Origin of the sequence: Photorhabdus cinerea (assembly GCF_011189575.1) — a bacterium.
GTDB lineage: Bacteria > Pseudomonadota > Gammaproteobacteria > Enterobacterales > Enterobacteriaceae > Photorhabdus > Photorhabdus cinerea.
This window is the reverse complement of record NZ_PUJW01000001.1, coordinates 427,334-450,347: the sequence shown is the minus strand read 5'-3', so window position 1 is coordinate 450,347 and position 23,014 is coordinate 427,334. Positions and strand designations below refer to the sequence as shown.

The following is a 23,014-nucleotide window of genomic DNA, read 5'->3' as shown; positions in this document are numbered from 1 at the left end:
ATTGATTATTATAAAATACAAATAAAAACAACAAGCATGATTGTATTTTTCAAAAATCACCACAAGATAGAAACCTATCGATATTATTAAACAATGAAATTATGAATATGATTTAAATTAAAAAACCCGAACTTACTCGTTTCCAAACAGTGTGTATTTAGGAGACGGAATGTTAACGCAATTTGCCGTTGATATATATCTGCCCCTTCTTTCCTGGCTCCCCAGACTCCCCTAACTTTCCATCAATACCCTTTATACCCGGCTTTCCACAACAACTTAAGTTTTTAGTTCTATCCTCAATATTACACCACGAGTCACCACCATCACCGCCTTTCCCCCCCCTTCCCGCTCTACCGCTAGCCCCCGCCGAACTAGGTTCTGCCGAATAACTAATTTGTGGATAACCAGCAGAATAGTTAAACTCTATGCTACCCCCATCTCCACTATTCCCCCCATTACCTCCATTCCCGCCATCCCCTCCATCTGCTCCATTCCCTCCATACCCAGAATTACACAGTATGCTAGTAGCAATACGACGACGACCACTATACATACTACCATAACCCCCATCACCACCATCTCCCCCATAGCCCCCATCACCACCATGACCACCATCACCCCCATCCCCTCCTTCAGACTGCAAATAGATCACCCCACGTGCCTCAGCACATGTGATAATTAGTTTATCCGCCCCTTGACCGGGTTGGCCATCCGATCCATTCATTCCCGGAGAACCGTGAGTTCCATCAGTACCTGATGTAGGCTGAGTTATACAGCGATTTTTATTCTCATAACCAGATTGACCTCTAACACCACTAACGCCATTGACACCACCTGTACCAGCAATACCACTTTCTCCATCTCGCCCTTTATTGACAAAGTTCTGTGGACCGAATCCAACCCCCTGGATGACATTCGCTTCAACCCTACCATTGGTGTAGCAAATAACTTTGCCTTCCGATTCAATGGTTATCTGGTTGTACACCAAAACAACCGGTTCACCACAATATTCTTTATCTTCAATAATCAATGGATTATCTGCGGTAATCGTGATCTCCTCGCCACTATATAACGCCACTTTCATCGGAAAACGCTTAACATTAAGCATTTCTTCATAATCTTTAACCAAAGCAGAATCACCATAGATATAGGCGCTAAAAGCTTTACGCAAATCAATATGATTACCCGAGACGTTTGCCAGTCGTTCAGCAGAAAACGGTTCAGGTAACGGATGATAAGATTCCATTTTTCCAGGGCCATATCGACTGTCAGGTACACCACCGAATGCCTTCAACTCTTGTATCGTTTGCACTGTAAAAAATGCAGGCGGCACAGTAGCCGTTTCCAGATCGTTAGAAAATATCACTGGCCCGTCAAAGTCGGAGGTCTTAAGTTGCTTTGGCTGTCGTTCCAGACCAAACGGATGGTGATATTGATGTAATATTGCCAAAGTCTCAGCAACCGTTCTTATTTTTTCCATGAAAATTCTCCTAAGCTCAAATTTATACATTTAGAATAACTTCATATCTCAATTTGCCATCTAACCAAGTTTTAAAGTCTCTACTGCTATACCCTTCATCTTTCAAGCTGCTGCTTTGTTGGCTGCTTTCACTTACCCCAGTCACATCGTTATCTATGCTCCTAGGGATGCGTTCACTTGCCGCCGCACTGCAACTTGAAATCTATTGGGTATATACCCGTTATGTCACTAAATTGCTAATAGTCAGAATTTTTCCCCTGACTAATCACCAAATTAGCCAGAGCGAAAACATCGATTTTTTCTAACAAAGGATATCGCCACTTCAACAACAGGCAGGCCAGAAAAATAATTCCGACGAGAATTAATTAGCTAAATATTTATTCACTTTACAGAAAGCAATTAGATACGACATTGAAATGATGCAATTTAAAATATTAATGTAAATTCCCATATTTTCCATTAATTATGGAAAATATTTCTGTGATACATCACTACCTTTTAATAGATACTAATTAAAAATTTCAACTTTATATTTATCTCATGAGGTATTATTAGAAAACACAAATAAAAATAATAAAATTATGAGCATAATCTAAATTAAGAGTGGAAAATAATTCTTCTTTACAATAAGAAGATTTTTTACCAATACACGTTTAAATAACCGACAAAAACAACGGTAAAATAGTCCTAATGAAATAAACAATCAAAATAACTGAATCAGACAATAGAACCGGATCAATAATTATCATGATACAGTGCAGCCATTGAAAATAGCTGCACATCTTGTCGTTCAACACGAACAAGTAGTTCAATACGGGCAAATCGGCAATTTGGCATGGTGACGACTCCCCGGCCCTGTCGAAAGAAGTTTCCAACTTCATGGGCTATCTGACCCACTGCCGATTCATATCGATATTTCTTACTCCGATTAATCATTTGTCAAATTATTATACTTACCCATCGACACCAAATCGTCAGCTCAATTATAGTCGTTCAAACCAATCTGATTATTGTGCCCCCAGAGATTAATTCTGTACATTACCGTTAATATATATCTTGCCCGCTACACCCGCCCCTCCCGATTTGCCATCAATACCATCTCGACCAGATACGCCTGGTTGACTACTGTTACCAACTCCACCTTTTCCACCGTCTCCACCTTTCCCTCCATTACCACCATTACCTCTATATGACTGAGCATTAATCACTGGCTGACCGCCAAGGAAATTAATATATACATTACCACTGTCTCCACCTTTCCCTCCATTACCCGCGTCTCCTCCATCTCCACCATTACCCCCATTTCCCGCACGTCCTGCACTAGATTTGCCTGTCTTATTACCTCCATTGCCCCCTATTCCACCATTCCCTCCATTTCCACCATTCCCTCCATTTCCACCCTTGCCACCTATTGATTCCACATTTACTGACCCAGTAACAAGTTGAACATGAATAACTATGTCATTTGCATTTCCACCCTCTCCGCCCCCTACTCCCAATCCTCCTGAAGAGCCGCCAGTTGCATCAGAACCTGCTGTGGACTCAACAGCACAGCCGTATTTATTTTCTATACCCGCAACACCATCTCCGCCATTAGACCCATAACATCCTGTTTCACCATCAAAACCATCACCTCCATCATCACCTTTACTGATAATGTTCGGTTTCTGATCACTTCCATTACCTACAATCGTGTTAGCTTCGATCCGACCATTAGTGCGGTAGATAATTTGACCTCCCGGTTCAATGATTATCTCGTCATACACCAAAACAACCGGTTCGCCATAATCATCTTTATCTTCAACAACCAATGGATTATCGGAGGCAACAGTCATTTTCTCGCCACTGTATAACGCAACCTTCATCGGGAATCGCTTAGCATTAAGAATTTCTTCATAATCTTTGACTAAAGCAGAATCACTATAGATATAGGCTCTAAAAGCTTTGCACAAATCAATATGATTACCCGAGACATTTGCCAGTCGTTCAGCAGAAAATGGCTCCGGTAACGGATGATGGGGTTCCATTTTGCCAGGGCCATACTCACTGTCAGGTACACCGCCGAGTGCCTTAAGCTCCTGTATGGTTTGTACCGTAAAAAATGCCGGTGGCACAGTCGCGGTCTTCGGATCGTTAGAAAATATGACCTTGTCGTCAAAATCCAAAGTCTTAAGTTGCTTTGGCTGCCGTTCTATACCAGCTAGGTGGTGATGATGATGTAATACTGCCAAAGTTTCAGCAACCATTCTTATTTTATCCACGGGAATTCTCCTGAGTTTAAGTTTATACGTTTAAGATAACTTCATATATCAGCTGTCCATTTGGTCAAATTCCAAAGTATCAACTACTATCACTACCGATTGTGACACTAAATTGCTAATAGCCAGAATATTGCTCCTGGCTAATTACCAGATTAGCCATAGCGGAGACATCGATTTTTTCTGGCAAAAGATATAAGCGATTCAGCAACGGATATGCCAGAAAAATAATTCCCATGAGAATCAATTAGGTAAGTATTAATTCACTTTATAGAAAGCGATTTGATGCAACATTTAAATCATACAATTTAAAATATTAATGTAATTTCCCACTTTTTTCATTAATTAAAGAGAATATTCCTGTGATACATCACGACCTTTTAATGTATGCTGATTAAATACTTCAACTTTATATTTATCTCATTAAGTATTATTAGAGATAAAAATAAAAATAAAAAACAATAAGTATGATTGTATTTTTCAAAAACAACGACCAGACAGGAACCTATAGATATTATTTAACAATAAAATTATGAATGTAATTTAAATAAAGAGTGGGAAATAATTCTTATCTATAAGAAGATCTTTTTACGCACAACCTTCAATTTTTAAAAAATTAATTCTACAAAGAAATTCTTAAATGACCGACAAAAAGTAAATAAAATAGTCTTAATGAAGTCACCCAGTAGCTGAGAGATAACAATGCAGATTAATAATCCGCATAACGCGGTGCAGCCGTTGCCGACGGCTGCACATAAGACTATCAGTATATAAGACTATCAATATTCAAGCACTTGAGCTTTCTGCGGGGATTTCAACAAACGCCAGGCGAGCAATACCACGCCTGCAGTCAATACCGCCGTCATCCAACTCATCATATGAATAGCGCTGGTGAATGATTCTGCGGCTGTCGCTATCAGTTGCTGCCCTTCCGCCTCAGCTAATGAACTCGCTACGACGTAAGCACCGGCCAGAGTCTCTAACGCTAATCCACTCTGCTCCTGAGAGATCCCATCTGGCAATTGCAGAGTGACACGATAGAAGGCTGTTACCAATCCACCTATGATGGTCGTGCCAAGTACAACACCAACTTCATAAGCGGTTTCACTTATGGCCGATGCAGCCCCTGCTTTAGACGATGGCACTGCCGAAAGCACCAGATCGTTGGACACCGAAGCAATTGCACCCACTCCAACATTTAATAATGCGAAAGCAATAATCAGAGTGGTTAAATCGCTACCGATACTGGCAACCAGCAGAAATGCAGCTCCAGCAAAACTCAGTAAAAGCGGCACTAGGTAGTAAGCAGGCATCCGTTGAGCAACGGGCACTATTGCCATACCAATAACAATCGCCATTATTTGTCCAGGAACCAGTGCCAGACTGGCTGAAATCGGTTTCATTCCCAACACGATTTGTAGAACCTGAGTGGCAAAAAAGACAAAGCCAACCAGCAAGGCCAAACTCAATAAGTTGACCATAATCGAACCGGTAAACACACCATTGCGGAACAGAGAAAGATCCATCAGCGGGACAGACAAACTCCGCTGCCGGCGAACAAATAACACGCCAGCCACGAGACCAACCGACAGTTCCAGTACCACACTTATTTCAAACCCGTCACTGGCAAGATGTTTAATCGCGTAAACAATACCAACCAGAGCAATGATCGATAACAGAACGCTATACGCATCGATAATGCCAGTCTGCTTTTTATCGGACTCTGGCAACAACATAGGTCCGAAGATCAACAATGGCACTAATACCGGTACCGCCAATAGAAAAATTGAATTCCAATCAAAGAATTGTAATAAAACACCCCCAATGACAGGACCTAATGCTGAACCAACAGTTAATGTTGTCGCCCAAATAGCGACGGCTAGTCGACGCTGTTCACGATCCTCAAAAAGAGTGCTGATTAAAGCCAAAGTTGAAGGCATCAGCATCGCACCAAAAAATCCTAGTACGGCTCGCCCTCCAATCAATTGTTCGGGTGAAGTTGACAGCGCTGTTAACACTGAAACAACGGTAAATCCCAAAGATCCAAATAACAGCAATGAACGATGGCCTACACGATCACCAATACTCCCCATTGATACCAACAACCCCGCCAATACCAATGAATAAGCATCAATTATCCATAATTGCTGACTTGCACTAGGTCCCAGAGCTTCAGCAATTTTTGGCAAAGCAAAGCTTAAGATCGTATTGTCCACAGTCACCAATAATACTGGCAACATCAATATCAGTAATCCCAACCAACTTCTGAGTCCTGCCCGCCCGTTAGCCTCAGCAACTCTATTTAATGACATCCCCTCAACTCCTTTTCTATATCATTCAAGCGTTGAAAAAATATGCTGACAATCAGCAGCACTAATATCGAGCTGTTCCCCCAGTTGTTGTGCAATGTGTCTGAGGTTATCGCCAAATTCAGTTTGATCGCCAGCCTGCACTATTGCATCTAACTGTTGTATGGCATGCATTAACTCTTGACGAGGTTCGGCAGCCATCGGATTTTCATATTGAACGTCCCAGTACACTTCTATTGGATTGCGCAAGATCCTTGATAATAGCGCTAACATTGTACGCATAGGTGGCGGTGCAATAGTCGCCAAGGTACACATATCTAACGGGCTTTTTGCCAGCACCAGGCCAAAAATCAGAATCGCGGCATGGGGCAAAGCCTGACAAAGCGCCATAACCCGATCGTGTTCCTCCGGCGTCATTCTACTGATGCGCATGTCAGCCTGCATCAATACCCGCTCAATCCAATGCTCACTAACATGACAGTTATCAAGAATGACTGCAACTGGCCTTTTTTGCTCCGGCAAGGATGGCGAGAACATCGGGTTAACACCAATGAAAGGCTGCCCAGGGGCAGCAGCTCTCAATGCAGAATAGAATGGGACCTGAACAGAACACGTTGATACGATCTGTACATCATCACCAACAGCCGACAATACCCAAGGCAAAGCCTGTACTGCAACGGCTTCCGGTAAGGCAAAGACGACTGCCTTTGCCTGATTAAAAACGTCTCCAGAATCCGCAGCCGGATTTAAGATATCAACCTGATAGCAATTAGAACGCACTCCCTGCGTTCGTTTATCAACACTGTATACTACACAACCGAAGTGAGTAAAAAGACGCCCTAATAAAGAACCAATAGCGCCTTGCCCACCAAGAATGACGACTTTATGGTTACTCACACACTTCCTCCGCCATATGACTAAAACTGAAATAGGGCACACTGGCCTTTACCAATGTTTCTTCAAATTCGCCATAAGGATCAGAATGAGCAACAATTGCACCTCCTATGCCAAATTCAGCACATTCTTGATGTAACACAGCCGTCCGTATCACAATGCTTAATTCCACTTCACCACTGAAAGATAACCAGCCAAGCGCACCGGAGTAGACACCGCGTGCCGATGACTCCAAAGTGTCAATAATTTCCATCGTGCGCTTCTTCGGCGCGCCGGTCATTGATCCACCCGGGAAACATGCCCGGATAGCCTCCATTGATGAAGTTTCATCACATAATTCACCGCGTATTGTCGAAACCAATTGATGTACAGAAGAGAAGCTCTCAACTTTAAACAATTCAGGTACATGCACACTACCGGGGCGACACACCTGATTAAGGTCATGGCGCACTAAGTCAACAATCATCAGATTTTCAGCTCTATCCTTAGCTGATTGACTCAATTCCAGCTGAAGATGTTGATCATCTGCCTCCGTTTTTCCTCGAGGCCGGGTGCCCTTAATCGGTCTGGATTCAATACTTCTGGTTTCATCAATGCGTAAAAACGTCTCCGGTGATGCACTGAGTACAGAAAAATCCCCACATGTCAGATATGCGCCATAAGGTACAGGACTGGCATTACGCATCCGCCGATAAGCGTCCAATGAGTGCCCTGAATAAGCCATCTTTGCCCTATTCGTCAGACAGATTTCATAAGACTCGCCATCTCTGATGTATTGCAGTGATTTATGGATTCCATCTATATACTTCTGAGCATCATATTCCAGACAAATCTTATTCTGATCTACAGCACCAGGAATAAAGTTGGGTATGGCTTTACCAGTGTTTTTTGCAGTTGTCACTAAAAGTTCCGGTGGCCAATTTTGTGGTTGCCCTACCGGTGTGATAAGGCACTCATAAAGCTTATTCTGCTGGTGATCAAACACAAAGAAATGCGGAGTAAATATTAAACTGGCATCAGGCTGTTCTGAATGATATTTGCTGCTACCAATTGTTAACGCCTTTAATTCATACCCCAAATAACCGACAAAGCCACCTTTAAATACAAATGGCATTGGTTTTGCTGTTGAAATTTCCACAAAACCCAGCAGTTCAGACATCAGCGAGAAAAAATCACCCTGGATAATCGCCTCCCCATCAGGACCAACCAGACGCAAATTCTCAGTTTGTACACTGTATTCAAGCCGGATAGCGCCCTGTTCATTACCACTCCCCATGATTGAGAAACGTGCATTGGGTCTGTCAGAGTTTTCACTGTCAAGCCAGAAAGCATGCGTATCGTTGCCGTAACGATGGATGAATAGCGATTCAGGATCGACTATCCCCTTACACTCACGGTAATTCAGGTTAAAATGCTCGCTTCCTCCTACCGCAAGATAAGCTTCATTGACAGAGAAGCGCTTATTCTGAGCGATGGCTTCCTGTTCGTTCTTCTCTTTATATGTCTTAGCTATGTGAACGAAATTACCCAATAGCTCACGCCCATACTCAGAGTCAATCGACTCAGGATGAAATTGAACACCCCAAATAGGTTTTTGGGTATGCTCAATTGCCATGATTAAACCATCATCCGTCCAGGCAGTACATTTTAGGTTGTCAGGAAGTCGGGTACATACCAGCGAGTGATATCTAACCACTTCAAACTGTTCAGGCAAACCGCGGAATAATCCCTCTCCGGTATTCCTGATACGACTGCGATAACCATGTACCGGATTGGGGGCATGTTCTACAGAGCCACCAAATGCCAGGCTAATTCCCTGATGACCGAGACAAATACCCAATAATGGAACTTTGGTACGTGCAATGACTTCAGCACAGACACCAAAATCGCTGTTTTCAGCCGGATGCCCAGGTCCCGGCGAAAGAACTACCGCATCATAATCGTCTATCGCTAACTCCTCATAGGTCAAGGAGTTGGTGACTACAACCGGTACACTTCCGGTAACTTCATATAGATATTGAGCAATGTTTTGCGTAAAGGAGTCATAATTATCAATGAGCAATATTTTCATTATTATTTTTTTTCTCACGTAATAACTGATCAATCAGCTTTTCTTCTTGATAGCAGGTTTCTTCGATAACCAGTTGAAATATTAATTCAGTATATTCAGGCCGTAACCCAAAATCCGTTGACTTATCCTTCAACATAGCCAATAACGAGGTAATGCGTTGCGGCTGCATCATCGGAATATCCTGCTCCGCTTTTATTTCAGCGATTTTCATACAGATCTTCATCCGTTCAGAAAGCAGCGCTAGAATCTGCATATTAATCACATCCAGAGATTCCCTGTGAGGTTGCAATATGTCCTGCTTACTTATTATTGATTGAGTCATATCTTTGCTCTTCGTCACAAGTTCATTGCGATCATCTTTTTTATTGATAAATCTATGTGTCACTTAGACCTGTGGAACGACGGCCTGTGGCTCCACCCAATTTAACCCTTTCTCCCGTATTTCGAGCAAGGTATTTGCCAAATGCCTAATCTCACCCACTCTATGTTCACTGGAGAAGGCAAAACGCAACATTGCATTACCATCCGGGACAAGTGGATAAAATACAGGGAACAATAAGATACCGTTGTCACGCAACAAACGAGCCGCTTCAAGCCCTTCTGCTTCATTTTCAAATAAAGCGCCACGAACAGGGGATTGCACGCCAGCATTCATCAAACTGTTATTCATCAAAGAATCAAACAAATTAATGTTTTTCCATAGCTGCTCCTGCCGTATTTCTATTTCCAGGCTAAGATGAAGTTTTGCTGAGGCAACGTTAGCTGCCAACATCGGCACCATAATCGAATGACCAAAAACCAAAGGATTGGCTAAGGTACTAATAACTTCAACATCATCGGCACCCGCAACAACCACAAAACCACCAGCACCACCAAATGCTTTGGATAACGAACCTGCAAGTATGAGATTAGGTGGCAAAATATGGTCAAGTGCTGCAAAAGCATAACCCGCACCATGACGCCCCACAATGGAAATACCATGGGCATCGTCTACATAGACATAGCCTCCAGCAGCAGCCAATTTTCGGGTTAATTCTGCAACGGGGATCAAACCATTCATTGAACCAATGCCATCAATCAGCAAAATAGGTGTACGCTGACTCTCCTCACAGTTCTGCAAAGCTTGCTGTATCGACTGCTCATCAGCACTATCAACCCGTGATACCGGTCCAAATTGTTCAAGAATACCGCGTAATACTTGCATAGATGCATGAGCAGTTTTATCCATTAACCAATGTGCAGGCCGAGTAAGTGGATAATTAGGGAGAGAGCCACTACCCAATAACGGTAATACACCAAGGTGAACGTTACTGGTGGAAGTAAACACAGCAACGGAACCACCCAGATAAATTTCTTCCAGCAGTTTCTCCAATTGACCCAAATATTGCGGGCGCATAGCACCACGGGATGATGACAAATGTATCCCTGTCTTAGCCATTGCCTGATTTGCTGCTTCGATTAAAGCAGGATGATGCTCCAACCCCAGATAAGAACAAGAAACAAATTCAGTAAAAACTTTTCTTTCTTCTGTAGTAATTTGTTTACCTTGACGTTCTACTACAGTGAAACTAGTTAAACCTTCTTCGATAGCTTGCGCTAAGGTGCCAGTTGTCCGTGACCGGCGAATTGTCATCCAGTCCTGCTTGTGTTTTACATTCATTATCCAGACCTCAACTGTCTAATTTCAAATGAGCTTACAACTTACAGTGATTACCGAACTGCCTGTTGTGTCAGAAATATCTTCATCGATAATTGTTCGTATCAAGTAAAAGCCTGCGTCTGAAAATAATGCTCTGACCATCTCCTCTTGACTTTCACCATGTTCGATGACCAGCCAACCATTTGATTGCAGTAGCTGGTTAGCTTGTTTGATAATCAATCGCGTTAGATCAAGCCCATCATCCCCTGAATACACCGAAGTATAAGGATGATGTTCCTCCCACTCCGGTAATATTGTCTGCTGTTCTGGAACATAAGGTGGATTCGCAACAATTAACTCTACCGATTCGTCAAACTGAGAAAATGCCTGCCAATCCCGTAAATCTGCTTTTAATGCATCGACTTGAATCGCCCAGCTAGCCAATCGATTGATATTGCGTGTCAGGTATTGGAAAGCGACATCGTCATATTCAACACAAGTGATCTTTAAATCCGGGCGGCGTTTAGCAATGGCTAAACCGATAGCACCACTACCGGAACATAAATCCAAAACCGTCGCCCCTTGAGGCACTTGATATTCATTCTCCAGCCATTTATGAATAATCTGGCTATGAGGACGCGGAATAAAGACCCCCGAACCAACTATCAGAGGTAATCCATCAAAATCCACAGTACCGACAATATGTCCTAGTGGGATACGGCTACAGCGCTCATGAACTGCAAGCATGAACTCATCACGAGCACGATCCTTACAGCGCCGTTCCAGATAGCGGTCAACCAAACAATCAAGATCGGTTTCTACATCCCAAACACCCGCTTCTGACAGTAATTCCCTGGCCTTATCAATAGCAGCCTGATCTTTCAACGAAAAACTCATGACCATGCCTCATAGTAACTACGTAACCGTTCACGCATCGATTCATAAATATAAGAAAAGGCAACCAGTTCTGGCGGTGGTGTGAACTGTGGATGAAGAGATTCAATCAAATCCTGGTAGTTACGTGTCATACCTTCATTCAGCAATGGCAACCAATAGGGTTTGATATCCCAGCGATATTCGTAACCTGTAGCAAGCATTTGCTGGACAGTCTCTTTAGCCATCACTTCACGGGAGAAACCCACGAGTGGGGGACGAACAGGATTGAAGGAATCAAGGTTAATTTGCGTATTTTCAACACCAGTCAAAGCATTGGCGATATAATCTGCCAATAATGGCGATTGATGTAAGCCGTCTCGGTAAGTACCGGTAGCCAGCCAAAGACCATTCACACCACATTCACCAATCAACGGGAACCCATCAGCAGGAATTGGCCGGTTACCAACCTGGATTGAAAGAATCTCAGCATCATGTAAGTTAATATCCAACTGATCTAACGCACAATCTAACAAGAACTGCACATCAGAAATCAGTGCCTGACTGCGTGGTTTTTCAGCCAGAATATTAGTCGCACCAAGATACAGCACACCATCACTACGTGGTACACAATGCAGACCACAGGCAAAGGCCCGGTTAGGGGTACGGATGACTGATGTCGGCAATTCTCTGCCTTTTGGCATCCTGACCAGAATTGACACCCCATAGCCGGCAAAGATTGGCGGGATTTGGCGAACAACAGAAGGGATATTTGATAACAGATCTAACGAATGCGCCCCGGCAGCAACAACGACTTTATCCGCCATTAAACGCTCACCACTTAACAATTCAACACCGGTAGCTACACCATCCTCAATCAGCACACATTTAACATTCTCGTCTTTAAGGACACCACCTTCAGCAACAAATGCAGCATCCAGCTTTTCCAGTAATAAATGCGAGTCCAAGGCATGTTCATCAGGGATATACAAGGCACGAAGCGGACGTACCAAGTCGTTAGGCTTTAACCACTGAATTTCACGCGGATCAACGGTTTCATAAGGAGCCGCATAATCGATCAAGGTTTGTTCGATAGCTTCATAATTGATCGTGTCAACGCCTTCCATCCCGGCAGTGTTGAGTATCACATGAGTCCCTTTGGCGGTGGACAGCGACCTTGTATCACCGGAAGAGTCCGCTAACCGCTGCGCCCAAGCCGGCCAAAGCTCCTTGGAGATACAATCCATATTCAATTTTAACTTACCGTGTTCACTCGCTAATAAACCACTGGTAATTTCGCCAAAACAACCATTCATCGCACCTGCGGCTTTAGAGGCAGCATTAGTTCTATCAGTTTCGCCAACCCGACAAACGGAAGAATTTCTGCTTGCCAGCTCATAGGCGATTGAACCTGCAATTGCCCCTGAACCAACGACAATAAAGTCGTATTTCACTTATTTACTCCTGTATGGCCTACGGCCAGTTTATTTAAAATATTTTGTCAACAACGACGGACAAATAATTACCCCCCTCTTACATTGGGGATATTTTTACAGCTTTACATCAATAGTAAAAAAATAATCTTGTGTTCATCAGCAATTAAAATGACGAATCACACTCAGTTCTATGCTGAATTTAAAAACAAACATGCAATAAAAAATTGTCACATTAGAAACAGTTTCAATTTATTATCAAATAAATACAATCACCCATAAAAATTAACTTAAACAAATTTACAATATAAAAAACAAACAAAAACAACAAGTTAAATTATTTCACAAAAATATCATTTAAATTTAATAGTAATAATAACAAAATGATACTATTAGGTTGGAAATAAAATTTGCAAATCAGGAGAGAACAATAGTCATCAAATACAAAACTGTCAAATAAATTTATTCTTATATTATAAATAAAAAAATCATATAAATGCTTTCAATATAAAATAAAAACAATTTATACTTAAATTGTTACGGGGAACAATATTCTAAATGTCTTTTATTCTTCAATAAAAAAACAAAAATCCTCAAGAAAGGTGTTTTTTTAAATTTATATTTGCCATCAATTTTCACCAAAATATATAAAAAAATCGACATATGTTATTATACCAATAATGACTATTATATTGGTGATTATTGATATCGCTAAATTAGAGAAGTTAAGGAAAAACCCCGTCCCTCTTGCTCAGAACGAAATTATCTCTGCCGGATTAAACGTGCTTATCACTCCCAGAGCACCCTTAACCAACGGAATGACGACCGGAGAGAGATAGGAACCCAGCGGGATACTCGCGTGGTCAATGCAAGTAAGCATGGTAAAGTCGTCGTTGCGTCTAGTAAGATCGTCGCTGATAGCTTTGCCAATGCGCACCGTCTGCGCCAGTCCATGACCGTTCCAGCCATGTACCATATACACGGGTACACTGTCGCCGCTCTTACGGGCATCGGTTGCACCGTTCAGGGTCAGATCGCTGATCCCACCCCAGGAATATTCTAGTTCGATTTTTTCCAGCTGCGGGAACACGGTTCTGATACGCTCAAGCAGATAGTTGTTCACATCACGCGGTGACCAAGAGTTGCCAGTACCCTGTCCACCGAACAGCAGGCGGTTGTTACGCACCGCACGATAGTAGTCAACCTGTAACTGTGTATCGTAGACCGGCATATCTGACGGGATCAGCTCTTTGACATCCACTGGCAACGGCGGTGTTACCGACACGTAGGTAAAAAAAGGCACCGTGGTGGAAGGGCCGGAGATAAACTCACCCGTGGAGCCATGCACACCCAGCACCACGGCTTTACTCGCCCTGATAACCCCCCACTCAGTTTCTACCACTGTGCTACCAGCCTCCTGCCTGATGCCCTTCACTTTCGTGCTGTCATAAATTCGCCCACCCAGTCTGGCGAAACCATAAACCAAGCCACGCAACAGTGCCAGAGACTGGACCTGCCCGCTGATACTGTCGATATTTGCTCCATGGTAGATACCCGACCGCACATACTCTTCCTGTAGTTCGTGCGGTCCAATAACCTTCACCGCCGTATCGCCCAGACGGCGCCGGGCATCGGCATTAGCCACCAGCGTCCCCATGTGGCCTGCGTGCACCGCAACAGTGATATGACCATATTTGCGGTCACATTCGAAATTGTAACGCTCACGGAGTTCATCCACGAGATTCATCGCTTCAACAGACGCAAAACGCCATAAGCGTTTAGCCTCATCGGATGAAAGTTTTTCCAGCATGGTTTCAGCTTCCCAGCGAGCGAGTCCGGGGGTCATCTGTCCTCCGTTGCGACCAGAAGCGCCTGAACCAATGTTATCCTTTTCAACCAAAATCACGTCCACGCCCGCTTCCGCAAGATGCAATGCAGTGGAAGCACCCAGCAATCCACCGCCGATGACCACAACCTCGCAGTTCTGGTCTCCAGGCAGACTTCCAAAAGCGGGCCAGTCAGCCAGAGAAGCTTCATAATAGTTGGCTGGCATGGCGTCAGCAGCAGCGTCTTTATGCCAGTTCCAGATACGCGGGTCCAACCTCAACCGGCTGGCTCTGTGCTGCGCATCCTCCAACAGTATCGGCCAGAGCTTATCAACATTGACGGCAGAAACATCGGCCGCAGTTAAAGTCCGGGCGAGTAGGGAGAAGGAAGGAAGTACGGATGAAAGTACTCCTGCCCCCGCGAGCGTCGCGGCGATAGAGATAAAGTCTCTCCTGTTCATTGTCATTTCAGCACTCCTGTCGTGATCTTGAAATCACCCGCAGGCCTAGTCCGGGGCGTTTCCCTGTAAGTGAATCCGGCTCTCTGAGCTGTATTTATTGCTGCCAGAGCTCCCTTTCAGACCGGCGAGAATCAGCAGGATAATGGTGCCGATAAACGGAATGAGATGCAGCAGTAACCACCAAGCGCTACAGTTGATGTCATGCAGGCGGCGGGCATTCACTGCTAGCGCGGGCAAAAACGTGAGCAGCAGATAGACGGCGCTGAACCAGCCCATATAAACTTCAGGATTGGCAACAGCAAAGTAGTTTTCAAGGAAAGAGATAATAAATACAGCCAGAATCTGGAACAGAACGAAATACCAGAACTCTTTACGCCGGGCTCGCCCCCTGAAACATGCATAGTTCTTTAATACATTTAAATACCAGTGCATTGTTGTCCTCTCTTGTGAAGCAGCAGGTTCTACCCTGCCGCCCTGCGCATTACCAACCCGTAAGGTCTGCACCCATTCAGTCAGCGCACGCGCAAACTCCCAGTCATTACGCCCCTCCCCCTTTACGGTTCAGCCAGATCGAGCAGCACAGACTCCAGAATGTTGAGTGCTTCGTCAAAAACATTATTTTGTATGGTCAGCGGCGGAAGGAAACGTATCACATTGCCGTGTACACCACACATCAGCAGGATCAGACCACGCTCCAACGCTTTCTGACATACCGCGTTGGTAAAGCTGGCATCGGGTTCCTGACTGTCCGCACGGTTAAACTCTGCCGCAATCATCAGCCCAAGCCCACGCACGTCGGCGATCTGCGGGACACGCGGTCGCAGTTCATGCAGACGCTGTTTTAGCTGGTCTCCCAGCTGCGTCGCCCGCTCATTCAGCTTCTCCTCTTCGATCACATCCAACACCGCATGGGCAGCCGCAATTGCCACTGGGTTACCACCATAGGTTCCCCCCAGACCACCAGGCACTACAGCGTCCATCAACTCTGCACGTCCCGTCACAGCCGCCAGCGGCAAACCACCCGCCAGACCTTTCGCCATAGTGGTCAGATCGGCAGCCACCTCATGATGCTCCATGGCAAACAGTTTACCCGTACGCGCGAAACCGGTCTGGATCTCATCGGCGATAAGTACAATACCGTGGCAATCGGCGATCTCACGCAGGGCTTTGAGCAGCTCGGTAGGCGCAGGATAGAAACCACCTTCGCCCTGTACCGGTTCGATGATGATGGCAGCGACGCGCGTGGGATCAATGTCGGCTTTAAAGAGATTATCCAGCGCATTCAGCGTCTGTTCCACGCTAATGCCATGCAGCCCAACCGGAAACGGAACACGATAAATATCGCTAACTAGCGGGCCGAACCCCATTTTGTACGGTGCAACTTTGCCAGTTAATGACATACCGAGGAAGGTACGACCATGGAAAGCACCGCTGAAAGCTACCACGCCACTGCGCCCGGTAGCGGCGCGCGCGATCTTCACAGCATTTTCCACCGCCTCGGCCCCGGTAGTGACAAAGACGGTCTTCTTCGCAAAATTACCAGGCACCAGGCGGTTCAGACGTTCGGCCAGCGCCACATAATTTTCGTAGGGCACTACCTGATGACAAGTGTGGGTAAACTGTTCCAGTTGTTCTCTGGCTGCCGCGATGACACGCGGATGGCGGTGCCCGGTATTTACCACGGCGATACCGGCGGCAAAATCAATATAACGTTGCCCCTGAACATCCCAAATTTCAGCGTTTTCCGCCCGCTCCGCATAGACTTGAGTGGTCACGCCCACGCCTTTCGCAATAGCCGCGCTGCGTCTTTTGGCTAACATAGATTCAGTCATAAATGAAAATTCCTCCGCAATCTGAATAAGTGGGCTTCAGCAGGCAGACTCCCGATGTAATGACGGTAGGATCACCAAACGCAGTGAAGGTACTTCACCATCGGCTGACTGATTAACGTCCTGACACTTCCATAGTGAACCGGAACGCACTCCCGGCACTGTCGAGGTCACGACCCGCGCATCGTCATTAATAACCAGTACTGGCTTACCAATGGCTCCCAGAGCGGGTAGAAGTAACCGATCCAGCGTTGAAACCAGCATATCTGCCGCCGCAACGCCGACAAAATCCTCACCGATGAGTACCGGGTGAGCTATTGTAATCGTGTAGGCTCCGTTGCAGACATAATCCACATAAGGACCGTCGATAAAGGGAAGATGGCAACTTGCCGGCTGCCGGAACCAGTCAAACAACCGGAAGTCCAGACGCCTGCACTGCTCCTGATTATGTTCCAGTTGTGCCTGTTGAATGGTGCTCCCTTCCTGACGCCACCACTCCAACGTCCAGTAGCCTCCCTCCTCCCCAGCCGTCTTCATTGACACATAACTGGCAAACCCCGCCCCGTTACACCAAGCGTTGTCATGCAGTACATCGTGGATATGTTTTTGCAATGCAGCGCGCTGCTCCCGCGTTAAGCGGGCACCTTCCGTATAATGTAAAGGCATCTGCGATAAAATACGCGCCGTCGCCTCTGCCAAGGCTGCGGTAGCCCTCTGTGCCGAGGTCAGGATATCGTCTAGGATGTTCCTGGCCCGTTCTGCATGTATGTTGTTGTACATATGCCACTTCCTTTCCTGAGATGAATGCAGCCGCGTTACTCGCGGGCGGGTTTCTGCAAGAACGGCGCATCGGTATCCATGCGCAATTTGCATTCAAGCAGGTGGTCGGTAATTCGGGCAATCATTCTCTGCGCCAGCTGATAACAGGCGAAGTCGTCAGCCTTATGTAGAACGTCTAAAAGTGAACGCCAGGAGGTAACAACTTCGCGGTGTACAGCAGCCTCCCGGTACAGAAGCGCCACCAAAGGCGTCCATTCGGCCTGAATCTCCAGCTCCTGGTTAGCAAGCCTCGCCGACTGCGCTTGGGATGCCAGGGTTAACAGGCAACGCATATCTGCCTGTATACGAGCATCTGGTTGCGTCGCGGCCGCAAAACTGTCAATCAACTGCCCAAGCATCTCCAGTTCACCCGGCGTTGAGCGTTGCGCCGCAAGCCTCGCGCTATGGCCGATCACTGCACAGTGAAATTCGCTGAAATCCGCTAGCTCGCCTGAAGCCATCAACCGCAACGGATGATATTTCCGCATTATCTCAACGGGAACCTGACATACGAAACTACCGCCATGACGTCCTCGCCGGGTATCGATCAACTGCCTGGTGCGCAGCGTATTCAGAGCATCACGTACCGTTACTGGCGATACACCCAACAAACGCGACAGCTCGTTTTCATTAGGCAACTGCTCATCGGTCTGTAATACCCCAGAGATGATCGCGTTACTTAAACGTTCCACAACCTGTTCGGTCCGGGTGGCCTGATCGAGCTGTGCGTAGACGATGGAATATGCCATCATTCTTTAATTCCTGATTGAAAAAACACGGATTCCGACATGTCTGCAAACGACACTAAAAAATACCGTGGCGATGCAGCGCTTTCGCATCCTCCGGGACCGGGGTGATAGCATCCCAAAGCTCAGCCACTTTACCGTTCTCAATGCGCCATAGCTCGAAATAGCTGTGACGCGCTCCGGCAATACTCCCCTCCGAATGGGTCAGAACAAATTGCCCATCGGCTACCGTACGGTGAATTTTAGTGTAATGCAGACCCTGCCCTTCATCCCTGAGTTGCTTAAGAAACGAGATGACTGCCGCCGTACCATCGGGAATATCGGGGCTGTGCTGGCGAAACAATTCACCATTGGTGTAGTTCCCAAACTCTTCGTAGTAACCCTCGATCAGGGTACGTGTAAAAAAGTTGACCACCAGTTCGCGATTCTTCTCCCGGTTATGGCTATGACCTGCTTCAGTCGGGCCGTCTAACTGAGTCCGGCCACTGGCGTTGGGTGCGGCCTGTGGTACCAGGCCGTCCCAATGCTCCACGATTAAGCCGTCGGCAACCCGGTACAGATCGAAACCGACCAACGGCCGGTCGTCTAACCCCATAAAACGACCGTGGATAGCGACCAGATCACCATCCTGCAATACACGATACGTTTCGTGGTGCAGTTCAGGATGTGTGCAGACCAGCTCACGTAATCCGGCAAGACCCTCTTTGACCAACGGGGAATGTTCGATGAAATGCGGCGAAAAACAACGCTCAAGCGCCCCTACATCACGGTCAGTAAACAGCTCGTGGTGCGCGCGCGACACTAGATCGCGTGGAGATCTATTCTGAATCATTACGGATGTCCTGTGTCAGTCGTTGGAACTCATCACGTGTTTGATACGCGTATATTCATCGAAGCCATAAACCGACAGATCTTTACCATATCCGGAGCTCTTGAAACCACCGTGCGGCGCCTCTGCCGTAAGAGGAATATGGGTGTTAATCCAGACAGTACCGAAATCGAGTTCACGTGACAGGCGCAACGCGCGGCCATGGTCGCGGGTCCAGACACTGGAGGCCAGTCCGTATTTCACATCGTTAGCTTTCTCTATGGCATCCTGTTCATCGAGGAACTTCTGCACCGTGATAACCGGGCCGAAAATCTCGGTCTGGATTGCTTCGTCGTGCTGTTCCAAGCCGGTAATTACCGTAGGTTCAAAGTAATAACCCAAACGTTCGGCCTGACGGCCTCCTGTTTCGATACGGGCATAAGCGGGCAGACATGCAATGAACCTTTTGACCTGCTCCAGCTGACGAATATTATTGAGCGGTCCATACAGCGCCTCTTCATCTTCCGGATCACCAAAGCGGGTGACTTTAGCTGCCGCCACCAGTTTGGCAACGAAGGTATCGTAAACAGATTCATGCACCAGCACACGCGAGGCTGCTGTACAATCCTGACCAGCGTTAAAGAACCCCGCAGTAACAATGGTCTCCACTGCTTTATCCATATCTGCATCGGCGAAAACAACCACTGGTGCTTTGCCCCCTAGCTCCAAATGTGTTCTGGTGAGATTAGTCGCCGCCGAAGAGGCAACCTGCAAGCCTGCACGCACGGAACCCGTGATGGCAACCATAGCTGGCGTTTTGTGTGAAACGACCAAGGCACCCGCTTTGGCATTACCCAACACCACGTTGAATACACCGGCAGGGAAGAACGGATTGGCCAATTCAGCCAGTAACAGAGTACTTTCCGGCGTGGTATCGCTCGGTTTGAGTACCACAGTATTGCCCGCAGCCAGCGCAGGCGCTATCTTCCATACGGCCATCATCAGTGGGTAATTCCACGGCGTAACTTGACCCACCACGCCTAGTGGTTCGCGCCGGATGCTGGTCGTCATATTAGGAAGATATTCAGCAGTAGCTTTGCCTTCCAGAAAACGGGCGGCACCAGCGAAGAAACGGATATGATCCACTGACGTCGCAATTTCCTCAGAGGCAATCATATGCTTGAGCTGCCCCGTATTGCGGCTTTGCACTTCGATCAGACGTTCAGCGTTTTTTTCCACTGCATTGGCTAATGCCAGCAATGCCTGCTGACGGGCTGACGGGGTGCTGCCCCCCCAGATCTTGAACGCCTCTTTAGCTGATGCATACGCTTCATCAACATCCGCCGCAGTCGCGTTAGGAGAACGCGCATAAGCTTCACCAGTGACCGGGCTTACCAGATCAAAATATTCGGAACTTTTAGATTCAACATACTGACCATTAATGAAATGCCTGAGCATTGGCACCGTCATGGTTACCTCCTGATGGATTGGATAACATAAAATATAACCTATAATTTAATATATTAAATGGTTAAATCAATGTCAAATTTGTAACAATAAAGTAAAAAAACAAAAGAGCAATCAGATACATAAATGTAACTTTCGGCACTCCTGCTTAGGAAAATATGCCGATCTATGAACAGGATCGAGGATTTCAGATTTTACGGACCGGGAAAATGGACAAACCAACGGGTTCAGTCTCTATTACAAAGAACGGCAAATAAAATAGCCCTAATGGGATAGGTTCTTAATCAATGTCATTTTGAAAAGATGAGGGTTATTAAAATAAAAGCGTTTATTTATTAAAATAAGCTCGTTATGTGATTCTAGATTTTCACTTAATCCCATTCAACCATGTCTATTTAAATGATGTTTAAATAAATCGGCAAACTCATTTAATCACGATTTATTACATCAATAACAGTGAAAATTCTCTCGGATTAATGAGCTAGAAAGCTGATAATGATTAGATGAGTATTTAAGCGTTAAATCACACTAAAGGTATAAAAAAAGGCATGATTTACATAAAACCGTAAAAAAGCCACGCTATAGGACGGATTAAAACAGTATATACCCAATAGATTTCAAGTTGCAGGGCGGCGGCAAGTGAACGCAGCCAACAAAGCAGCAGCTTGAAAGGTGAAGGGTATAAAACAAGTTTAAACAGACGTATTTAATGTATCACAGCATTTAATAACAAATGCAACACAATAATGCCAAAAGTAATCTGGTTCTTATTCGGTTAAGTCATTTATTTTCGGATTTTGTTATTCTGATTTTTCATGAATAATTATTTAACTAGCTGATGGGGAAGTTTAATCCCAAGTTGAAAACGTAATTAAAACCGGTTAATTCTTTAAATATATTGTTTTATTAACCTATTTCATATTCTTATTTATCCTTTTTTACAGGGTATAAATAACTTTTCAAAATAGTAGATCACTTAGAGGGAACTCAGCCCAGTTTTTGCGATCTGATCAATTGCAAAAAATCCCAAACCACTAAACGGACTGAGTTATGCCTGTCATAGCACTGATACTCCGCAATGAACGACGCCAGATGAAAAAAATTATCCAGAGCACCCGAGATAAAAATTCTGCACGCAGACTCATGGCCATGTTGATGCTACATCGAGGTGACTCTGTCTCACAAGTCGCCAGAACCCTTTGTGCCGGTCGTTCTTCCATCAATCGCTGGATAAATTGGTTTACTTTATATGTCCTGGAAGGTTTGAAAAGCCTACCTGCGGGCAGACCCACGGTCTGGAATTTAATCCCACTTTATCCTTTGCTATCTTTTTTATTGCAACATTCTCCCCAACAATTAGGTTGCCTGCGTTCTCGTTGTAGTCTTGAACTTTTTATAATTAAAATCAATGCATTATTAAATATAAAATTATCCATCAGCACCTTCTATCGTTACTTACACAAAATGAGTATCGTTTGGCGAAGAGCAGTCCCAACGCTTAAATTACCCGATCCCGAATACCCTGAAAAAATGGCGAAAATTACCAAGGCGTTGTCAACGTACTCGGAAAAACATCCCGTTTTTTATGAAGATGAAGTCGATATCGAGCTAAATCCAAAAATCGGCTCTGACTGGTATTTAAAAGGGTAGCAAAAACGTATAGTGACACCAGGAAAAAATCAAAAACATTACCTTGCGGGTTGCTTGAATGTTCAAACAGGGAAAATCACTTATATTGGCGGGTTAAATAAAAATTCTCGATTATTTATCAATGTATTGGAAGAACTTGATCACCAATATTGTCACGCTGAGACCCTCACGTTGATTTTAGATAATTATAGTATTCACAAAAGCCGGAAGGTCAGTAATTGGCTGGCCCATCCTCCTAAATTTAATCTATTGTTTTTACCTGTTTATTCCCCCTGGCTGAATAAAATTGAGCGCCTGTGGCAATCCCTGCATGAAACGGTGACACGAAATCATTGCTGTCAGTATATGTGGCAGTTGCTTGAAAAAGTGAAAACGTTTTTGAATTCATTCTCCTACAGGACTAACAGAGAGTAAAAAGAGAGGGTGTATCATAATTATGAAATAATGAAAT

17 protein-coding genes and 1 pseudogene are annotated in these 23,014 nt (G+C 45.2%); 1 reads left to right on the top strand and 17 read right to left on the bottom strand.

All coding sequences use genetic code 11. The features are described 5' to 3' along the window. Positions 1 to 172 precede the first annotated feature (172 nt). The 17 genes from C5469_RS02060 to C5469_RS01980 all read right to left on the bottom strand — a co-directional run bounded on the left by C5469_RS02060 (position 173) and on the right by C5469_RS01980 (position 20,916). Complete coding sequence (locus tag C5469_RS02060; protein ID WP_166301581.1) at positions 173 to 1,480, bottom strand: hypothetical protein; 1,308 nt, start codon at positions 1,478 to 1,480, stop codon at positions 173 to 175. Positions 1,481 to 2,215: 735 nt separating this feature from the next. Further along, positions 2,216 to 2,377, bottom strand: coding sequence for a hypothetical protein (locus C5469_RS02055; RefSeq protein ID WP_166301578.1), 162 nt, complete (start codon positions 2,375 to 2,377; stop codon positions 2,216 to 2,218). A gap of 128 nt (positions 2,378 to 2,505) precedes the next feature. After that, positions 2,506 to 3,741, bottom strand: a complete 1,236-nt coding sequence (locus tag C5469_RS02050; RefSeq protein ID WP_166301575.1) for a hypothetical protein — start codon at positions 3,739 to 3,741, stop codon at positions 2,506 to 2,508. 776 nt (positions 3,742 to 4,517) lie between these two features. Beyond that, on the bottom strand, positions 4,518 to 6,050 hold the full coding sequence (locus tag C5469_RS02045; RefSeq protein WP_166301572.1) for an MFS transporter: 1,533 nt from the start codon (positions 6,048 to 6,050) through the stop codon (positions 4,518 to 4,520). A gap of 21 nt (positions 6,051 to 6,071) precedes the next feature. Beyond that, positions 6,072 to 6,944 (bottom strand): prephenate dehydrogenase dimerization domain-containing protein, encoded by an 873-nt coding sequence (locus C5469_RS02040; protein ID WP_166301569.1) that lies wholly within the window; start codon positions 6,942 to 6,944, stop codon positions 6,072 to 6,074. Next, on the bottom strand, positions 6,937 to 9,012 hold the full coding sequence (pabB, locus tag C5469_RS02035; protein WP_166301566.1) for an aminodeoxychorismate synthase component I: 2,076 nt from the start codon (positions 9,010 to 9,012) through the stop codon (positions 6,937 to 6,939). Before pabB ends, C5469_RS02040 begins: the two co-directional genes overlap by 8 nt. Next, entirely contained in the window at positions 8,993 to 9,334 is a 342-nt protein-coding gene (locus C5469_RS02030; RefSeq protein ID WP_207628629.1) for a chorismate mutase, read from the bottom strand. Before C5469_RS02030 ends, pabB begins: the two co-directional genes overlap by 20 nt. A 63-nt stretch (positions 9,335 to 9,397) precedes the next feature. Further along, positions 9,398 to 10,672, bottom strand: coding sequence for an 8-amino-7-oxononanoate synthase family protein (locus tag C5469_RS02025; protein WP_166301563.1), 1,275 nt, complete (start codon positions 10,670 to 10,672; stop codon positions 9,398 to 9,400). Between the two features lie 24 nt (positions 10,673 to 10,696). Next, the gene (locus C5469_RS02020; protein WP_166301560.1) at positions 10,697 to 11,548 is read right to left on the bottom strand and encodes a HemK/PrmC family methyltransferase; all 852 of its coding nucleotides are present in this window, start codon (positions 11,546 to 11,548) and stop codon (positions 10,697 to 10,699) included. Continuing rightward, positions 11,545 to 12,978 carry an FAD-dependent oxidoreductase gene (locus C5469_RS02015; RefSeq protein WP_166301557.1) on the bottom strand — a complete coding sequence of 478 codons (1,434 nt, stop codon included), beginning with the start codon at positions 12,976 to 12,978 and terminating at the stop codon, positions 11,545 to 11,547. The genes C5469_RS02020 and C5469_RS02015 overlap by 4 nt, the downstream gene beginning before the upstream one ends. Positions 12,979 to 13,708: 730 nt before the next feature. Then, positions 13,709 to 15,250 (bottom strand): NAD(P)/FAD-dependent oxidoreductase, encoded by a 1,542-nt coding sequence (locus C5469_RS02010; RefSeq protein WP_166301554.1) that lies wholly within the window; start codon positions 15,248 to 15,250, stop codon positions 13,709 to 13,711. A gap of 39 nt (positions 15,251 to 15,289) precedes the next feature. Continuing rightward, entirely contained in the window at positions 15,290 to 15,676 is a 387-nt protein-coding gene (locus C5469_RS02005) for a DUF805 domain-containing protein (protein ID WP_166301700.1), read from the bottom strand. Positions 15,677 to 15,798: 122 nt separating this feature from the next. After that, a complete protein-coding gene (locus C5469_RS02000; protein WP_166301551.1) occupies positions 15,799 to 17,076 on the bottom strand; it encodes a 4-aminobutyrate--2-oxoglutarate transaminase in 1,278 nt (425 codons plus the stop codon). A 36-nt stretch (positions 17,077 to 17,112) separates the two neighbouring features. Continuing rightward, positions 17,113 to 17,853: a cache domain-containing protein gene (locus C5469_RS01995; protein ID WP_166301548.1), complete on the bottom strand. Its 741-nt coding sequence runs from the start codon at positions 17,851 to 17,853 to the stop codon at positions 17,113 to 17,115. A 35-nt stretch (positions 17,854 to 17,888) separates the two neighbouring features. Further along, on the bottom strand, positions 17,889 to 18,644 hold the full coding sequence (locus C5469_RS01990; RefSeq protein ID WP_166301545.1) for a FadR/GntR family transcriptional regulator: 756 nt from the start codon (positions 18,642 to 18,644) through the stop codon (positions 17,889 to 17,891). Between the two features lie 52 nt (positions 18,645 to 18,696). Beyond that, positions 18,697 to 19,470, bottom strand: coding sequence for a nuclear transport factor 2 family protein (locus C5469_RS01985; protein WP_166301542.1), 774 nt, complete (start codon positions 19,468 to 19,470; stop codon positions 18,697 to 18,699). Between the two features lie 15 nt (positions 19,471 to 19,485). After that, positions 19,486 to 20,916, bottom strand: a complete 1,431-nt coding sequence (locus tag C5469_RS01980; RefSeq protein WP_166301539.1) for a gamma-aminobutyraldehyde dehydrogenase — start codon at positions 20,914 to 20,916, stop codon at positions 19,486 to 19,488. A gap of 1,047 nt (positions 20,917 to 21,963) precedes the next feature. On the opposite strand from C5469_RS01980, the pseudogene C5469_RS01975 reads away from it, so the two are divergent. After that, positions 21,964 to 22,977: pseudogene (locus C5469_RS01975) on the top strand (IS630 family transposase). The last annotated feature ends 37 nt before the right edge of the window (positions 22,978 to 23,014 follow it).

Bases quoted from the DNA above. Each gene is read 5' to 3' on its own strand.
- pabB (WP_166301566.1), bottom strand. From the start codon at position 9,012: ATGAAAATATTGCTCATTGATAATTATGACTCCTTTACGCAAAACATT.
- C5469_RS02030 (WP_207628629.1), bottom strand. From the start codon at position 9,334: ATGACTCAATCAATAATAAGTAAGCAGGACATATTGCAACCTCACAGG.
- C5469_RS01990 (WP_166301545.1), bottom strand. From the start codon at position 18,644: ATGATGGCATATTCCATCGTCTACGCACAGCTCGATCAGGCCACCCGG.
- C5469_RS01995 (WP_166301548.1), bottom strand. From the start codon at position 17,853: ATGTACAACAACATACATGCAGAACGGGCCAGGAACATCCTAGACGAT.
- C5469_RS02010 (WP_166301554.1), bottom strand. From the start codon at position 15,250: ATGACAATGAACAGGAGAGACTTTATCTCTATCGCCGCGACGCTCGCG.
- C5469_RS02025 (WP_166301563.1), bottom strand. From the start codon at position 10,672: ATGAATGTAAAACACAAGCAGGACTGGATGACAATTCGCCGGTCACGG.
- C5469_RS02020 (WP_166301560.1), bottom strand. From the start codon at position 11,548: ATGAGTTTTTCGTTGAAAGATCAGGCTGCTATTGATAAGGCCAGGGAA.
- C5469_RS02000 (WP_166301551.1), bottom strand. From the start codon at position 17,076: ATGACTGAATCTATGTTAGCCAAAAGACGCAGCGCGGCTATTGCGAAA.
- C5469_RS02060 (WP_166301581.1), bottom strand. From the start codon at position 1,480: ATGGAAAAAATAAGAACGGTTGCTGAGACTTTGGCAATATTACATCAA.
- C5469_RS02045 (WP_166301572.1), bottom strand. From the start codon at position 6,050: ATGTCATTAAATAGAGTTGCTGAGGCTAACGGGCGGGCAGGACTCAGA.
- C5469_RS01985 (WP_166301542.1), bottom strand. From the start codon at position 19,470: ATGATTCAGAATAGATCTCCACGCGATCTAGTGTCGCGCGCGCACCAC.
- C5469_RS02005 (WP_166301700.1), bottom strand. From the start codon at position 15,676: ATGCACTGGTATTTAAATGTATTAAAGAACTATGCATGTTTCAGGGGG.
- C5469_RS01980 (WP_166301539.1), bottom strand. From the start codon at position 20,916: ATGACGGTGCCAATGCTCAGGCATTTCATTAATGGTCAGTATGTTGAA.